The 13,840-nt window shown below is 53.6% G+C and carries 10 protein-coding genes, 1 tRNA gene and 1 pseudogene; 1 reads left to right on the forward strand and 11 read right to left on the reverse strand.

Going from position 1 to position 13,840, the window contains the following annotated elements; translation table 11 throughout:
• Nucleotides 1-35: 35 nt before the first annotated feature.
• The 10 genes from typA to RGQ30_RS10055 form a co-directional block, all read right to left on the reverse strand.
• Nucleotides 36-1,856: a translational GTPase TypA gene (typA, locus tag RGQ30_RS10010; RefSeq protein WP_130556054.1), complete on the reverse strand. Its 1,821-nt coding sequence runs from the start codon at nt 1,854-1,856 to the stop codon at nt 36-38.
• Nucleotides 1,853-2,887, reverse strand: coding sequence for a tRNA pseudouridine(55) synthase TruB (gene truB, locus RGQ30_RS10015; RefSeq protein WP_130556953.1), 1,035 nt, complete (start codon nt 2,885-2,887; stop codon nt 1,853-1,855). Before truB ends, typA begins: the two co-directional genes overlap by 4 nt.
• Nucleotides 2,859-3,272, reverse strand: coding sequence for a 30S ribosome-binding factor RbfA (gene rbfA, locus RGQ30_RS10020; RefSeq protein ID WP_130556053.1), 414 nt, complete (start codon nt 3,270-3,272; stop codon nt 2,859-2,861). Before rbfA ends, truB begins: the two co-directional genes overlap by 29 nt.
• Before the next feature lie 27 nt (nt 3,273-3,299).
• Nucleotides 3,300-6,143 carry a translation initiation factor IF-2 gene (gene infB / locus RGQ30_RS10025; protein ID WP_130556052.1) on the reverse strand — a complete coding sequence of 948 codons (2,844 nt, stop codon included), beginning with the start codon at nt 6,141-6,143 and terminating at the stop codon, nt 3,300-3,302.
• A 78-nt stretch (nt 6,144-6,221) separates the two neighbouring features.
• Nucleotides 6,222-7,691: a transcription termination factor NusA gene (gene nusA / locus RGQ30_RS10030; RefSeq protein WP_130556051.1), complete on the reverse strand. Its 1,470-nt coding sequence runs from the start codon at nt 7,689-7,691 to the stop codon at nt 6,222-6,224.
• Nucleotides 7,692-7,701: 10 nt separating this feature from the next.
• Nucleotides 7,702-8,205, reverse strand: coding sequence for a ribosome maturation factor RimP (gene rimP, locus RGQ30_RS10035; RefSeq protein ID WP_298215894.1), 504 nt, complete (start codon nt 8,203-8,205; stop codon nt 7,702-7,704).
• 182 nt (nt 8,206-8,387) lie between these two features.
• Nucleotides 8,388-9,752 (reverse strand): 23S rRNA pseudouridine(2605) synthase RluB, encoded by a 1,365-nt coding sequence (gene rluB, locus RGQ30_RS10040; RefSeq protein ID WP_298215896.1) that lies wholly within the window; start codon nt 9,750-9,752, stop codon nt 8,388-8,390.
• Complete coding sequence (gene scpB, locus RGQ30_RS10045) at nt 9,724-10,338, reverse strand: SMC-Scp complex subunit ScpB (protein ID WP_130556049.1); 615 nt, start codon at nt 10,336-10,338, stop codon at nt 9,724-9,726. Before scpB ends, rluB begins: the two co-directional genes overlap by 29 nt.
• A 459-nt stretch (nt 10,339-10,797) precedes the next feature.
• Nucleotides 10,798-11,013, reverse strand: coding sequence for a DUF1289 domain-containing protein (locus RGQ30_RS10050; protein ID WP_130556048.1), 216 nt, complete (start codon nt 11,011-11,013; stop codon nt 10,798-10,800).
• Between the two features lie 10 nt (nt 11,014-11,023).
• Nucleotides 11,024-11,518: a DUF4442 domain-containing protein gene (locus tag RGQ30_RS10055; RefSeq protein WP_298215900.1), complete on the reverse strand. Its 495-nt coding sequence runs from the start codon at nt 11,516-11,518 to the stop codon at nt 11,024-11,026.
• Between the two features lie 127 nt (nt 11,519-11,645).
• Between RGQ30_RS10055 and RGQ30_RS10060 the strand changes: the two genes are divergently transcribed.
• Nucleotides 11,646-11,722, forward strand: a tRNA-Met gene (locus RGQ30_RS10060).
• Between the two features lie 953 nt (nt 11,723-12,675).
• On the opposite strand, the pseudogene RGQ30_RS10065 reads toward RGQ30_RS10060, so the two are convergent.
• Nucleotides 12,676-13,758: pseudogene (locus RGQ30_RS10065) on the reverse strand (IS3 family transposase).
• Between the last annotated feature and the right edge of the window lie 82 nt (nt 13,759-13,840).

The following is a 13,840-nucleotide window of genomic DNA, read 5'->3' on the forward strand; positions in this document are numbered from 1 at the left end:
GACCGAAATCAGGCTACAGACCGATCAAATACTGCTTACGCAGCGTCACGGCTGGCTTTCTTGCGCTCGTGTTCTTTCAGGAAACGCTTGCGAATGCGAATGTTCTTCGGTGTGATTTCAACCAATTCGTCTTCAGCAATGAATTCCACTGCGTATTCCAGGTTCATCTGGATTGGAGGAACCAGGCGAACGGCTTCATCGGTACCCGATGAGCGAACGTTGGTCAGCTGCTTGCCCTTGATGGGGTTCACAACCAGGTCGTTGTCACGGCTGTGAATACCAATCACCATGCCTTCGTACAGGGCTTCACCCGGGGACACGAACATGCGACCACGGTCTTGCAGTTTCCACAAGGCGTAAGCAACCGCATCGCCATCATCTTGGGAAATCAACACACCGTTGTGGCGCTCGGCAGAGCCGCCTTCACGAATAGGTGCGTACTGGTCAAACACGTGACTGATCAAGCCCGTGCCGCGTGTCAGGGTCATGAAGTCACCCTGGAAGCCGATCAAACCACGTGCTGGAATTTTGTATTCCAGACGAACGCGGCCTTTGCCATCAGGTGACATGTCGAGCAGGTCACCCTTACGGCGGCCCAGTTCTTCCATCACACCCCCCTGGTGTGAATCTTCCACATCCACGGTCAACATTTCATAGGGCTCGCACTTCACACCGTCGATATCCTTGAACACCACGCGCGGACGTGACACGGCCAACTCGTAGCCTTCACGACGCATGTTTTCCAGCAGAATGGTCAGGTGCAATTCACCACGGCCAGACACTTCAAACACGGTGTCGTCGTCGGTGTCTTTCACGCGCAAGGCCACGTTGGCCTTCAATTCACGCTGCAAACGGTCACGCAGCTGGCGGCTGGTTACAAACTTGCCTTCACGGCCAGCCAAAGGTGATGTGTTCACCATGAAGTTCATGGTCAATGTTGGCTCGTCAATCGCCGGAATTTCCAGACCTTCCACTGCATCAGGTGCGCAAATGGTGGTTCCGATACCGATTTCTTCGATGCCGTTGATCAGGCAAATGTCGCCGGCTTGAGCCTGCTCTTCCTGAATACGCTCCAATCCACGGAATTTCAAAACCTGGTTGATGCGGCCGTTGAATGGGACGCCGTCCGGACCATTGACGCAGGTTACCTGCTGACCAACACGCACAGTGCCACGCTTGATACGGCCAATGCCGATCTTGCCCACGTAGCTGTTGTAGTCCAGCGATGTGATCTGGAACTGCAAGGGGCCATTCGGGTCATCATCACGAACAGGCACGTACTTCAAAATGGCTTCGAACAATGGGCGCATATCGCCTTCACGCACATCGGGCGTGTTGCCAGCGTAGCCGTTCAAACCGGATGCATAAACAATCGGGAAGTCCAGCTGTTCATCAGAGGCACCCAGTTTGTCGAACAGGTCGAAAGTCTGGTCGATTACCCAGTCAACGCGCGCGCCTGGACGGTCTACCTTGTTCACCACCACGATTGGTTTCAAACCCAGGGCCAAAGCCTTGCGGGTTACGAAACGGGTCTGGGGCATTGGGCCTTCAACCGCATCCACCAGCAACAACACAGAGTCAACCATCGACAGCACACGTTCCACTTCACCACCGAAGTCGGCGTGTCCTGGTGTGTCAACGATGTTGATGTGGGTGCCTTCGTATTCAACCGCGCAGTTCTTGGCCAGAATCGTGATACCACGTTCCTTTTCAATGTCGTTGCTGTCCATCACGCGTTCTTCGAGTTTTTCGTTCTCGCGGAAGGTGCCGGATTGGCGAAGTAGTTGGTCAACCAGTGTGGTTTTGCCGTGGTCCACGTGGGCGATAATTGCAACGTTACGTAATGCGCGTGTCATAGATTTACCTGAATCAATCTGTCGGGTCGAAGCAAGGCGCCCTTCCCATCCGTTTCTAAAATGCCTGTGCCCATGAAATAGGGCTCGCCTTTGAAGGCCGTGCTGTTTAAATCTGCGTTCACATCCTGTGCGGGGGCTTCTCCGTACACCCGCACTCGCCCCGGTTTGGTATCAACCATATCCAGTGGCAACCGTTGCCCGTGCGAAAACCGCCGCGCAAACTCATTGTTCAATTCCACTTTGCCCAGGCTGCCCAACAAGGCGTCTACCGGGAAAAGCACTGCATCCAAAGCGTCAAAGGGGGTTTCCGATTCACCGAGCACTTTGAGTGCATCCAGGGTGTACGCGCGTTCCACTTTCAAGTCACCAATCGCGGTACGCCGCAATTCCGTGAGATAGCCCGCGGTGCCCAAGGCCTTGGCGATGTCCTCGCCCAAGGTGCGCACGTAGGTGCCTTTGCTGCAATTTACTTCCAGTTCAATGGTGCAAGCGTTTTCACTGCTTTGCCCATTGTGCTCAAACTTGATGACATCCAGTTGATGGATCACCAGGGTTCGGGCAGGTCTGTCCAATTCAATGCCTTCGCGAGCATACTCGTACAAAGGCTTTCCGTCTTTCTTTAACGCTGAAAACATCGGGGGCGTCTGTTGAATTTCTCCAACAAACTGCGCACACACGTGTTTTACTTCGTCTTCGGTGATGGTTTCAAGGTCACGGGTACTGACTTGCGTCAACTCGCCTTCGGCATCGCCGGTGTTGCTGCAAAACCCCAAGCGAACTGTGGTTCTGTAGGTTTTGCTGGCATCAATCAAATCAGCTGCAAATTTGGTGGCTTCACCAAACATCAAGGGCAACAGGCCACTGGCCAATGGGTCCAATGTGCCGGTGTGCCCGGTTTTCTCGGCACGGTACAGGCGCTTGACGATTTGCAAAGCCTGGTTGGACGAGAAACCCCGGCATTTGTCGAACAACAACACACCCGACAAATTCCGCTTTGGCTGCTTAGTCCCCACTGCCGTCGCCACCGCCATCGGTGCCAGTCGAATCCGAAGCACCTCCGCCCTCGCCTTTCAGCGCACGGTCAATCATCAGGGACATTTCTGCCCCACGCTCAACCGACTGGTCGTGCTTGAATCGCAAGGTGGGCACGGTGTGAATGTGCAACTTCTTGAAAATCATATTACGCAAGTAGCCCGACGAATCGTTCAAGGCTTCCTCGGTAGTCTCGGCTGACCCGGTCAGTACCGAAAAATACACGGTGGCATAGGCGTAGTCGGGTGTCAGTTCCACATCCGTGATTGTGACGAACCCAAGCCGCGGGTCTCGCAACTCGCGGGGGATCAGCTCAGCCAGGTCTTTCTGGATTTGCTCGGCAACCCGAATGCCTCTGGCTGGTGCTTTCTTCTTGTGACGCATACTTTCCTTTTCAAACCCCCACAGTCATTACAGCTGTGTACGGGCCACTTCCTTCACTTCAAATGCTTCCAGGATGTCGCCAACCTGAATGTCGTCGTAGTTGTGCAGTTGCAAGCCACACTCAAAGTTCTGACGCACTTCTTTGGCGTCGTCCTTGAAGCGCTTGAGCGATGCCAACTGGCCGGTCCAGATCACCACGTTGTCGCGCAGCAAGCGGACACCCGCGCTGCGGCGGATAAGGCCATCGGTAACCATACAGCCTGCAACGGAACCCACTTTGGAGATCTTGTACACCTCGCGGATTTCAACGTTGCCGATGATTTCCTCTTTCTTGTCGGGTGTCAGCATGCCGGTCATGGCGGCCTTGATTTCGTCTACCGCGTCATAAATGATGTTGTAGTAGCGAATGTCCACACCGTTGTTCTCGGCAGTTTTGCGTGCGCCCTGGTCGGCACGCACGTTAAAGCCGATGATGACCGCCTTCGATGCAACAGCCAGGTTGACGTCAGATTCACTGATACCACCCACTGCTGCGTGCACAACCTGCACCTTGACTTCGTCGGTCGACAGTTTCTGCAAGGCATGCGACAAGGCTTCTTGTGAACCCTGTACGTCTGCTTTCAGAATCACGGCCAGGCTCTTGACTTCGCCTTCGGCCATCTGCTCGAACATGTTTTCCAGCTTGGCAGCCTGTTGCTTGGCCAGCTTGACATCGCGGAACTTGCCTTGACGGAACAGGGCAATTTCACGGGCTTTGCGTTCGTCTGGCAGCACGATGACTTCTTCGCCTGCTGCTGGCACGTCGCTCAAACCCTGAATTTCGACAGGAATTGATGGGCCGGCAGAGTCGATTGAACGACCATTTTCATCCACCATGGCGCGAACACGGCCAAATGCAGAACCAGCCAGGACCACGTCGCCTTTTTTCAAGGTGCCGCTTTGTACCAGCACGGTGGCCACGGGGCCACGGCCTTTGTCCAGTCGTGATTCGACTACCAGGCCTTTGGCCGGTGCGTCGATCTGGGCTTTCAGTTCCATCACTTCGGCCTGCAAAAGCACTTGCTCGAGCAGGTCGTCGATGCCTTTACCTGTTTTCGCAGAAACAGGCACCATGGGTGAGTCGCCACCGTATTCCTCTGGCACGACTGAATGGGTAATCAATTCCTGTTTCACACGATCCGGATTGGCATCGGGTTTGTCGATCTTGTTGATCGCCACCACCAAGGGCACATTGGCCGCCTTGGCGTGGTGAATCGCTTCAATGGTTTGTGGCATCACGCCGTCATCGGCGGACACTACCAGAATCACGATGTCGGTTGCCTTGGCACCACGGGCACGCATGGCGGTAAACGCTTCGTGGCCTGGGGTATCGAGGAAGGTGATCATGCCACGTTCAGTTTCGACGTGGTAGGCACCAATGTGCTGGGTAATGCCGCCGGCTTCACCGGATGCAACCTTGGCGCTACGGATGTAATCCAGCAGTGATGTTTTACCGTGGTCAACGTGACCCATGACAGTAACCACTGGCGCGCGGGGCACGGATGGTGATTCAGAATGAGCAACGCCTGCCTCTTCGATCATGGCTTCCGGATCGTCCAGCTTGGCGGCGATCGCCTTGTGACCCAATTCCTCGGTCACGATCATGGCGGTGTCCTGGTCCAATACCTGGTTGATGGTGACCATTTGGCCCATCTTCATCAGGCACTTGATCACTTCGGCAGCCTTGACAGACATCTTGTGGGCCAATTCGGCCACGGTGATGGTTTCAGGCACGTGTACGTCACGCACTACAGGTTCTGTAGGCTGGTTGAAATTGGTTTGTTCCTGGCTGTGGCGACTGTTCTTGCCTTTGGGGCCTTTCCATCCACCGGCACCCGTACGGCCAACACCGGTTTCACCGCGTGTTTTCAAGCCACCGCGACGGCGGCCCGGCTCTTCTTTGGCACCCACTGGGCGGACACCCTTGCGGCCACGTTCGGCTGCTGCGGCTGCATCTTCCTCAGACGGTGCTGCGGCTGCGGCAACCACAGGCTTTTCAACCTTCTTTACCGTGGGTTTGGGTGGTTCAACAGGCTCTTCAGCCTTCATGACCTTGGAAGGCTGAGACATCATGCGGTTGATGGCGGCCACTTCGGCTTCTGCAACTTTTCGGGCGCGTTCCTGGTTGGCACTGGCCTTGGCTGCATCTTCAGCAGCTTTTTTGGCAAGCTGTTCGGCTTTCAAAGCATCGGCGGCACGCTGTTCGCGGGCTTTGGCTTCTGCTGCACGTGCAGCTTGGGCTGCTTCGTCCTGTTTGTCTGCTTCTTCTTCAGCTTTGCTTGGCTTGGCACTTTCAGCTTTGGCAAGCTCCACGGCTTCGTGAGCTAGGCGCTCTTCCTCTGCGCGCTGACGGGCTTCTTCCTGTAGCTTCAGCTCACGTTCGCGTTCTTGCTCCAGCTTGGCCTGCTTTTCTTTCAGCTCGGCTTCCTGGCGGGCTTTCAGCTCGGCCTGGCGCTGAATTTCAGCATCGCGGCGAGCCTGCTCTGCCGGGTCAAGCTGGGCTTCCATGACTGGCTCACTTTCGCCCGCTTTTTCTGCACGCTGAACAAATACGCGCTTCTTGCGAACTTCAACCTGAACAGTGCGTGCGCGGCCGCCGGGACCTGCCTGCTTGATTTCGCTGGTCTGCTTGCGGGTGATGGTAATTTTCTTCTGACCGCTTTCAGATCCGTGCGCTTTTTGCAGGCTTTCCAAAAGCTTTCCCTTGTCAGCTTCAGTAACTGCATCTGCCTCAGAATTTTTGCTCACGCCAGCAGATTTGAACTGCTCCAAAAGAACGTCGGCGGGCATTTTCAATTCTGCTGCAAACTGTGCGACTGTGGTACTGGTCATCTACTCTTCCTTCAAATTCCCGTGCTGACCGGGCCACGTGACCCGGTTCGACTCAACTCAATTTTTTAATACAGTTCTTTACTCGAACCAGTGCGCACGCGCTTTCATAATAATTTCGCGTGCACGGTCTTCTCCAATACCGGCAATTTCAACCAACTCGTCAACGGCCAGTTCAGCCAGGCCTTCGCGGTCAGAAATTTCAGCCGCGGCCAATTTGCCAACCAGATCAGCGTCTACGCCTTCAATGGACATCAGGTCGCCGGCGCCTTCGACAATTTCTTCACGGGCAATGGCTTCTGTCAACAGTGCATTGCGTGCACGAGTGCGAAGTTCTTCCACAGTGTCTGCGTCGAATGCTTCGATTTCCTGCATTTCAGCCAAGGGCACATACGCCACTTCTTCCAGACCGGTAAAACCTTCTTCGATCAGGATGTTGGCAACGTCTTCATCCACATCCAGCTTGCTGGTGAACAGTGCACGAAGCTTGCCGATTTCTTCTTCGGAACGCTTGGCCGATTCTTCCGGCGTCATGATGTTGATCTGCCAACCAGTGAGGTCAGAGGCCAGGCGAACGTTTTGACCGCTACGGCCAATGGCTTGGGCCAATTCGGCTTCGTCAACCACCACTTCCATGACGTGCTGGTCTTCGTCAACCACAATGGACTGCACAGTGGCGGGCGACAAGGCACCAATTACAAACTGGGCCGGGTCTTCAGACCACAACACGATATCTACGCGCTCGCCACCCAGTTCCTGGGTAACAGCCTGCACGCGTGAGCCACGAACACCCACACAGGTGCCAATGGGGTCAATGCGGCGATCATGGGCCAGCACAGCAATTTTTGCGCGCATGCCGGGGTCGCGTGAAGCGCCCTTGATTTCCAGGTGGCCTTGTTCAATTTCAGGCACTTCCATGGCAAACAGGGCCTTGATGAATTCAGGCGAGGTGCGTGACAAGATGACCTGTTGGCCACGGGCCATGCGATCCACTTTCCAGAGGAAGGCGCGCACACGGTCGCCGGGACGAAGGCTTTCACGCGGAATCATTTGATCGCGAGGCAAGCGGGCTTCGATGCGGCCGCTTTCCACAATGGCGTCGCCACGTTCCATGCGCTTGACCTGACCGATCACGATTTTGTCACCACGGTCCAAGAAATCCTGGAGGATTTGCTCACGTTCGGCGTCACGAACTCGCTGCAGAATGACCTGCTTGGCAGCCTGGGCACCGATGCGGCCAAATTCGACTGGCTCGAGTTCTTCTTCGATGAAGTCGCCCATTTCAGCTTCAGGGTCATTCTTCAAGGCTTGATCGAGCACCATTTGGTAGGCTGGATCATAAAAGTCTTCTTCTGTAACCACTTCCCAGCGACGGAAGGTGTCGTAGTCGCCTGTATCGCGGTCGATGGACACGCGCACGTCTACTTCCTCGTCGAAGCGCTTCTTGGTTGCGGAAGCCAATGCCAGTTCAAGCGCGCCAAATACGATGTCTTTTTCAACATTCTTTTCACGCGCTAACGCATCAACCAATAAAAGCAACTCACGGCTCATTCCAAGGCTCCTAAAACTTTAGATGGGGGACCAGACGGGCACCCGCCAAATCAGCTATTTCAAAATCAATCAGGTAAGGTTCGGCTTTTTTTCCATCGGGCGTAACCATTACACCCCATGACTGTTCTTTGCCTTGTTGTAATACGCCTTTGAACTGCTTCTGGTTGTTGATGGGTCGCTTGAATTTCAAGGACACTTCTTCGTTCAGAAAACGTTCAAAATCTTTCTTGCGACGCAAAACGCGGTCCACTCCCGGCGAGGAAATCTCGAGCCGGTCGTAATTCACGTTTTCCACGGTGAACAGGTGCGTCAACTGGTGACTGACACGCTCGCAATCTTCAACGGTCACGCCGTTGGGCGAGTCGATCATGATGCGCAACAGGCCATTACCTTCACGCTCAATGTCGGCCACTTCAAGGCCAAGGGAAAGGATCACTGCATCGGCTTCTGCCACCCACGGTTCAGACCACACGCCAGACCAGGTATTGCCGACAAATTCTTCAGGATTGATCACTTAGCTTCTCTTCGCCTTACTTTCATTCAATTATTTTCATTCAGTGCTGCAAAACCGCCGCGCCAAAAAAAAATGGGCCTGTAAGCCCACTTCATTTGAGACACCCTTTTTGGAGTGGGCGCTCAGGCAGCCTCAGAGAATAACTGAAACTGCCTTTGTTTTCAAGCAATTTCCTGAACTGACTATGCAGCAGGCGCCTTTCTGCGACGTCTTTGCTGGGGCTTCTGCTCGGAAACAGGGCCAGTACTTCGCGCCGGGCCACGTCCAGCTGACGGACCACCGGGACGACCTGTACCAGTGCGTTTACCGGCACCACCAAATTTGCCCGGGGCCGCACCATTGCCCGCGCCACCATTGCCACCAGTGCGGTTGCCGTTGCGCTCGCCCGTGCGGCCATTACCGCCATTGCGTGACAGGCCACCGGCTGAAGACAGGTTGTTCTGGTTGCTCAAAGCCGCCGCCGCAGTGGCACCCGAAACGGTGAGGTAAGTCTGTGTGGGCGTGGTAAAGGCCAGACCTGGATCGATCAATGGCTGCCCGCTTCTACGTTTGCTGTACTTGGAACCCAGGTTTTTCTGGTCGCGGCGTATGGCGCCTTCCTGCGCAGATTCATCCACTTTCAAGCCAAGCGATTGCATGTAAGACATGGCTTCAAGCGCTTCCATTTCCATGTGGCGGCCGCGCTTTAACGTGGACGGCATCATGATGTCGCCGAAACGGGTCCGGATCAGGCGGCTAACAGTCAGGTTGCAGGCTTCGAACATGCGACGAACTTCGCGGTTGCGCCCTTCTTTCAAGCCCACTTTGTACCAACGATTGGCGCCTTCACCACCAGCCACATCCACGTACAGGAATTTGGCTGGACCGTCGTCAAGCTGAATACCGGTGAGCAATTGCTGGCGCTGCTCTTCGGTGAGTTCACCAAGGATGCGCACAGCGTATTCGCGTTGCACTTCATAACGGGGGTGCATGAGGCGGTTTGCGAGGTCACCGGATGAGGTGAAAAGCAACAGGCCTTCGGTGTTGTAGTCGAGTCGCCCGACAGCGATCCACTTGCCGTTGGAAATTTTGGGAAGCTTTTGAAACACGGTGGTACGCCCTTGAGGGTCGTCCATCGACACAATTTCACCAGCGGGCTTGTGGTAAATCAAGACACGCGGCGGCTTGGATTTGTTTTTGCGTTGAATCAATTTGCCGTTGACACGCACCTGGTCGGTTGGCAGCACACGCTGCCCCAAGTGGGCAGGTTCGGCATTCACGGAAACCCTGCCAGCGACAATCAGCTCTTCCATTTCCCGACGGGAACCCATTCCGGAATCAGCCAGCACCTTGTGTAACTTGGGGGCCAATTCAGGGTCCAGGCGGACGTTGAGTTTGCTGCGATTCTTGCCTGCGCTACCTGCGTCTTCCGACTTCAGGCCTTCTACCTGATTCAGCACATCGCCCCATTCCATGTCCTGGCTTTCGGAGTCCATGCTGACGGCGACCACTTCAATGGCATTGCCGGTTTCAAGGTTTTCAGTTGTTTTGCGCTTGTTGGTTCTCATCGTTTTCCGCTGTGTCGCTGTCATCCTGATCAAAAGGAATGACTTTTTGTAATTCATCTGCCAGCCGCTGGTCTTTGTCGTCGTCCAGTGCTGGTAATTCGTTCAGGCTGGCCAGGTTCAGGTCAGCCAAAAATTCAGAAGTTGTGGCCCAAAGCGCGGGGCGCCCCGGCGCATCCCGGTAGCCAATGGCCTCGATCCAGCCACGGTCTTCCAAGGCCTTCATGACCTGCGTTGAAACAGTGACCCCACGGATAGACTCAATGTCGCCCCGGGTGACGGGCTGCTTGTAGGCAATGATTGCCAGCGTTTCCAGAGTAGCCCTCGAATATTTGGGGGGCTTCTCCGGGTTCATCTGTTCCAGGTAACGCTTGACATCATCCCGAGTCTGGAAGCGCCAACCTGTTTTCACCTGCACCAGCTCCAGCCCTTTTTGAGCCCAGTCCCGTCGCAAGTCTTCAAGCAAAGTGGAGATCACCGCAGCGTCTAGCGCGCCATCAAAAAGGCGGGTCAGTTCCTTGACAGCTATGGGCTCTACAGAACAGAGCAAGGCGGCTTCCAATATGTTTTTAGCGCGCTGGGGATCCATCCAGGCGGACTCACTTTAAGAAATTCTGGTGTTGATGGGAAATAGTGCCGGTCGGTCCTGCAGGCCGGGGTGGCTGTTGCCAGCGGGGTGCAGGGGCGCAGCGTGAAACTGGTTGCGCAAGGGCATTTCATAAACCGATGGCGCATTGTAACCACGTTAATGGCTGATCAGCAACCATTTGACTCCACAAATGATTTCAAAAAAAAACGGCTTGCCCTGGCAAGCCGTATCTTGAAACAACCCCAAGGGGTCGGAGACATTTGCATGTTGCACCCAAAGGTTGCATGAAAACACCCCCTCTTTGGCTTACCCCAAGGCTTTCGGAACTTATCCACAGTGGGCGGGGAAAACCTTCCCGATTCGCTGTGGATAAAATTTTCAGCCTGTTGATTTTGCGAAGTTTTTGGTTGGTTGATTAAAAACTGAGCATGACCTTTAATACTGCCGAGGCTGGAAATTTCAACTTTCCCAGCGATAGCCAACACCCGCTTGGCGGATCCGCGTCCAGACCGCTTCCTTTTCCTCGTCGCTTTTGAACAGCCAGCCGTCGACTTCGTCCATGGTTCGACCACACCCCATGCACATGTCATCACCAAGGTTGGTTGAACAAAACCCGACACAGGGGGTATCGGCTTCGGGCCAGACGGGCAGGTTGGAATATTCGGATTTGGACATGGTGCTGCTTTTAGTTGGATTGGGGACGGTATTGCTTCTTCAAGCGAATATAAAGGACTTTGGTAACTTGCGCGACGATGGTGCCGTCTTTCTGGGTGATATCCACACCGAAGGTATAGAGCACCTTTTCACCGGTGGCGGCAAGCGCCTTGATTTCCTCAAGCGCCTGGTCATTGACCCTGTACACGCCTTTAACCGCAGCCTTGCCGGGTGACACGAAGCGGATATTGGCCTCTTGATCCCAGACGTGGTAGCGATGCCCAAGACGCTTCATGAGTATCAACATGAAAAAGGGATCTGCCATGGCATAAAGGGAGCCGCCAAACTGGGTGCCCATGATGTTCTTATTTCGCCGGGTCAGGGGCATGACCACTTCTACTTCATCGAAATTGGGGGCAATCCGCTCGACTTGAATGCCCGCACCGCGGATGGGCGCATAGAAGTTCATGGCCCTGCGCATGAATTCCGGCTTGTTGGTGAGGTTTCTTAAAAATTTTTTAAACATTTTTTACTGCTGTTTTTCTGTGTGGATTCAGCAGGATATAGGTTTTTGGGCTGTAGTTTTAGCTTGGGCTTGCATTTGTGCACTTGCACACATAGAGAAAAGCCGCTATAGTTTCGTTCTTACCAGACGCGGGGTGGAGCAGTCTGGCAGCTCGTCGGGCTCATAACCCGAAGGTCGTAGGTTCAAATCCTGCCCCCGCAACCAAATTTTTACCATTAAAACCAATCACTTCACGGTGGTTGGTTTTTTTGTTTTCTGGCCCACCCACAGCGTGTGCCCAAAATGTGCCCAACTGGTGCCCAACCCCGATTTAGCCCTCCTATCCTTTCATGACCTTCGGTCAAACCTAATAACGGTCAACAGGGCACATCTGTAAAAATTTCTTGAATTTTCTGGTTCACATTTTTGTGCCCAATGACCGTTTGGGAAATCAACCTGAAGGTCATCGATTTTCGAGTTTGTGAAGCGAGTTTTTGTGCGGAATTTCTGGAAATTCGTGACCTTCGGGATGGAATTTGACTATTGCTAGGATGTGCCTAAGTTGTGCCTTGAATGTGCCCATGGATTGGCTAAAACGTTGCCTTGACTGGGATTGCGGCTATGTGATGTGACGTATTCTCACACTCAGTTGCAAGGAAATTTGGATTATCTGGGCACGAAGATATGAATTTTGGCAAAAGCTTGGTTGATTGACTCGAATCGCCTAGGCGACCTTCGGGAAGCGGTGTTTGAGTATTGAAACTAGAGGTACCGGTGCGATGGCCGTTAATCGGCCGAAGCGGCCATGAGACTCTCGACTTAGAAAGCCTCTTAAGTGGTCTTGAACCGACTTTGGATAACCTAAAAGTAATTGGTGTCGCGCTTTTGAGGCGACCCGCCCGATTACCGGGTTGGGCTTAACCGTCAAGCTCACTGCCAATGATTGCCCGTGTGAACTCTATGCAGGACTGCACGTCCTTGATGTCAAACTCATCCCATTGAGCGTGAGTTGCCTTTGTGCGTACGTGAGCAACTGCGCGTGCTCGCTTCCCTTAGTTGCAAAAAGAATATCTCGACTGGTAAGTTCGGTAATGAGAACTTCGAGCGAGACATCCTTATCTTCAATTTCGTGCTTACGACAGATACGACGAAGAGAATCTGACGTGCCCGGGAATTTCCTACCACTGAGAACTTAACTTTCTGGTCTCGGTTGATAAATTGTTTTGCAATCTTGCCACGAATTCATTCCAGGTCAGGTAGTTCAAGCTGGAATGCGGTCGGACCGCATTTAATGCTGCCTCCAGTCTTCAATAATCACTCGTGCTTCAAGTCTTTTTCGAAACCACTCCATCGACAGGCACTCATCTCTGAATTTTCCGTTGAAGCTTTCGTTGGTACCGTTTTGCCATGGCTTGCCCGGATCAATTGTACGCTTTCAAGTTTCACCTGCACCGCCCATTCCAGAAGCTTGGTGGCCACGAATTCTGGACCGTTGTCGCTTCGCAGGTATTTAGGTGCTCCTCGCACACTGATTAGCCTACTGAGCACATCAATGACTAGTTTGGAACGAATGCTACCAGCCACATCGATTGCCGAACATTCTCGTGTGTATTCATCTACTATGGTCGGACATTTGATGGTTTGACAATTGACACACGCCTCATACACAAAATCGTAGCTCCACACGATGTTGCGCTGATCGGGCATCTTAGGCCATGGCAAAGCGCTGGCTATGGCTCTGCGTCGCATCTTCTTTGCTGGCACCTGCAAGCCAGCCTGGCTCCAAAGCCTTGAACAACTCTCTTTACCGATCTGCAGGCCTTCTCTGGCCAAGAACACTCGAATCCGCCTAGATCCAAACCTTGAGTATTGCCCTGATAAACGTTTCATCAAATCAATTACGGGCAAGTCTCGACTTGGCATCTTGCGTTCGTAATATAGCCCTGATCGAGCCACTTACATCAGCGTGCAGGCACGTCGTTGACCCACCCCACGACCAATCGCCTAATGGGCCTGTTCCAGACGCGCCTGTACGCTCACCACTTTTTTCTATTGATTTCCTTCGTTACCTCGATTTCAAGGTCACGATCCACCAGCAGTTTGCGCAGTCTGACGTTCTCGGCCTCCAATGTCTTTAGACGTCGAACTTCATCGGTTTCCAGGTCGCCAAATTTCTCGCGCCACGCATAAATTGTCGGTTCGCTTACGCCGTGGCGTTTGGCCACTTCCACTACGGTGTCCTTGTCTGTTTCTCTCAGGATTCAAACAATCTGTTCATCGCTGAATCGGGCTCGTTTCATTTCGTCTCTCACTTCGTTGAGAGACCATTACAAATAAGTCACA

This window comes from Limnobacter thiooxidans (assembly GCF_036323495.1).
Classification (GTDB): domain Bacteria; phylum Pseudomonadota; class Gammaproteobacteria; order Burkholderiales; family Burkholderiaceae_B; genus Limnobacter; species Limnobacter thiooxidans.

What these genes read in the sequence shown, in the direction of transcription:
- truB (WP_130556953.1), bottom strand. Translation starts at nt 2,887, where the DNA reads ATGGCGGTGGCGACGGCAGTGGGGACTAAGCAGCCAAAGCGGAATTTG.
- RGQ30_RS10050 (WP_130556048.1), bottom strand. Translation starts at nt 11,013, where the DNA reads ATGTCCAAATCCGAATATTCCAACCTGCCCGTCTGGCCCGAAGCCGAT.
- rluB (WP_298215896.1), bottom strand. Translation starts at nt 9,752, where the DNA reads ATGAGAACCAACAAGCGCAAAACAACTGAAAACCTTGAAACCGGCAAT.
- typA (WP_130556054.1), bottom strand. Translation starts at nt 1,856, where the DNA reads ATGACACGCGCATTACGTAACGTTGCAATTATCGCCCACGTGGACCAC.
- nusA (WP_130556051.1), bottom strand. Translation starts at nt 7,691, where the DNA reads ATGAGCCGTGAGTTGCTTTTATTGGTTGATGCGTTAGCGCGTGAAAAG.
- rbfA (WP_130556053.1), bottom strand. Translation starts at nt 3,272, where the DNA reads ATGCGTCACAAGAAGAAAGCACCAGCCAGAGGCATTCGGGTTGCCGAG.
- scpB (WP_130556049.1), bottom strand. Translation starts at nt 10,338, where the DNA reads ATGGATCCCCAGCGCGCTAAAAACATATTGGAAGCCGCCTTGCTCTGT.
- RGQ30_RS10055 (WP_298215900.1), bottom strand. Translation starts at nt 11,518, where the DNA reads ATGTTTAAAAAATTTTTAAGAAACCTCACCAACAAGCCGGAATTCATG.
- infB (WP_130556052.1), bottom strand. Translation starts at nt 6,143, where the DNA reads ATGACCAGTACCACAGTCGCACAGTTTGCAGCAGAATTGAAAATGCCC.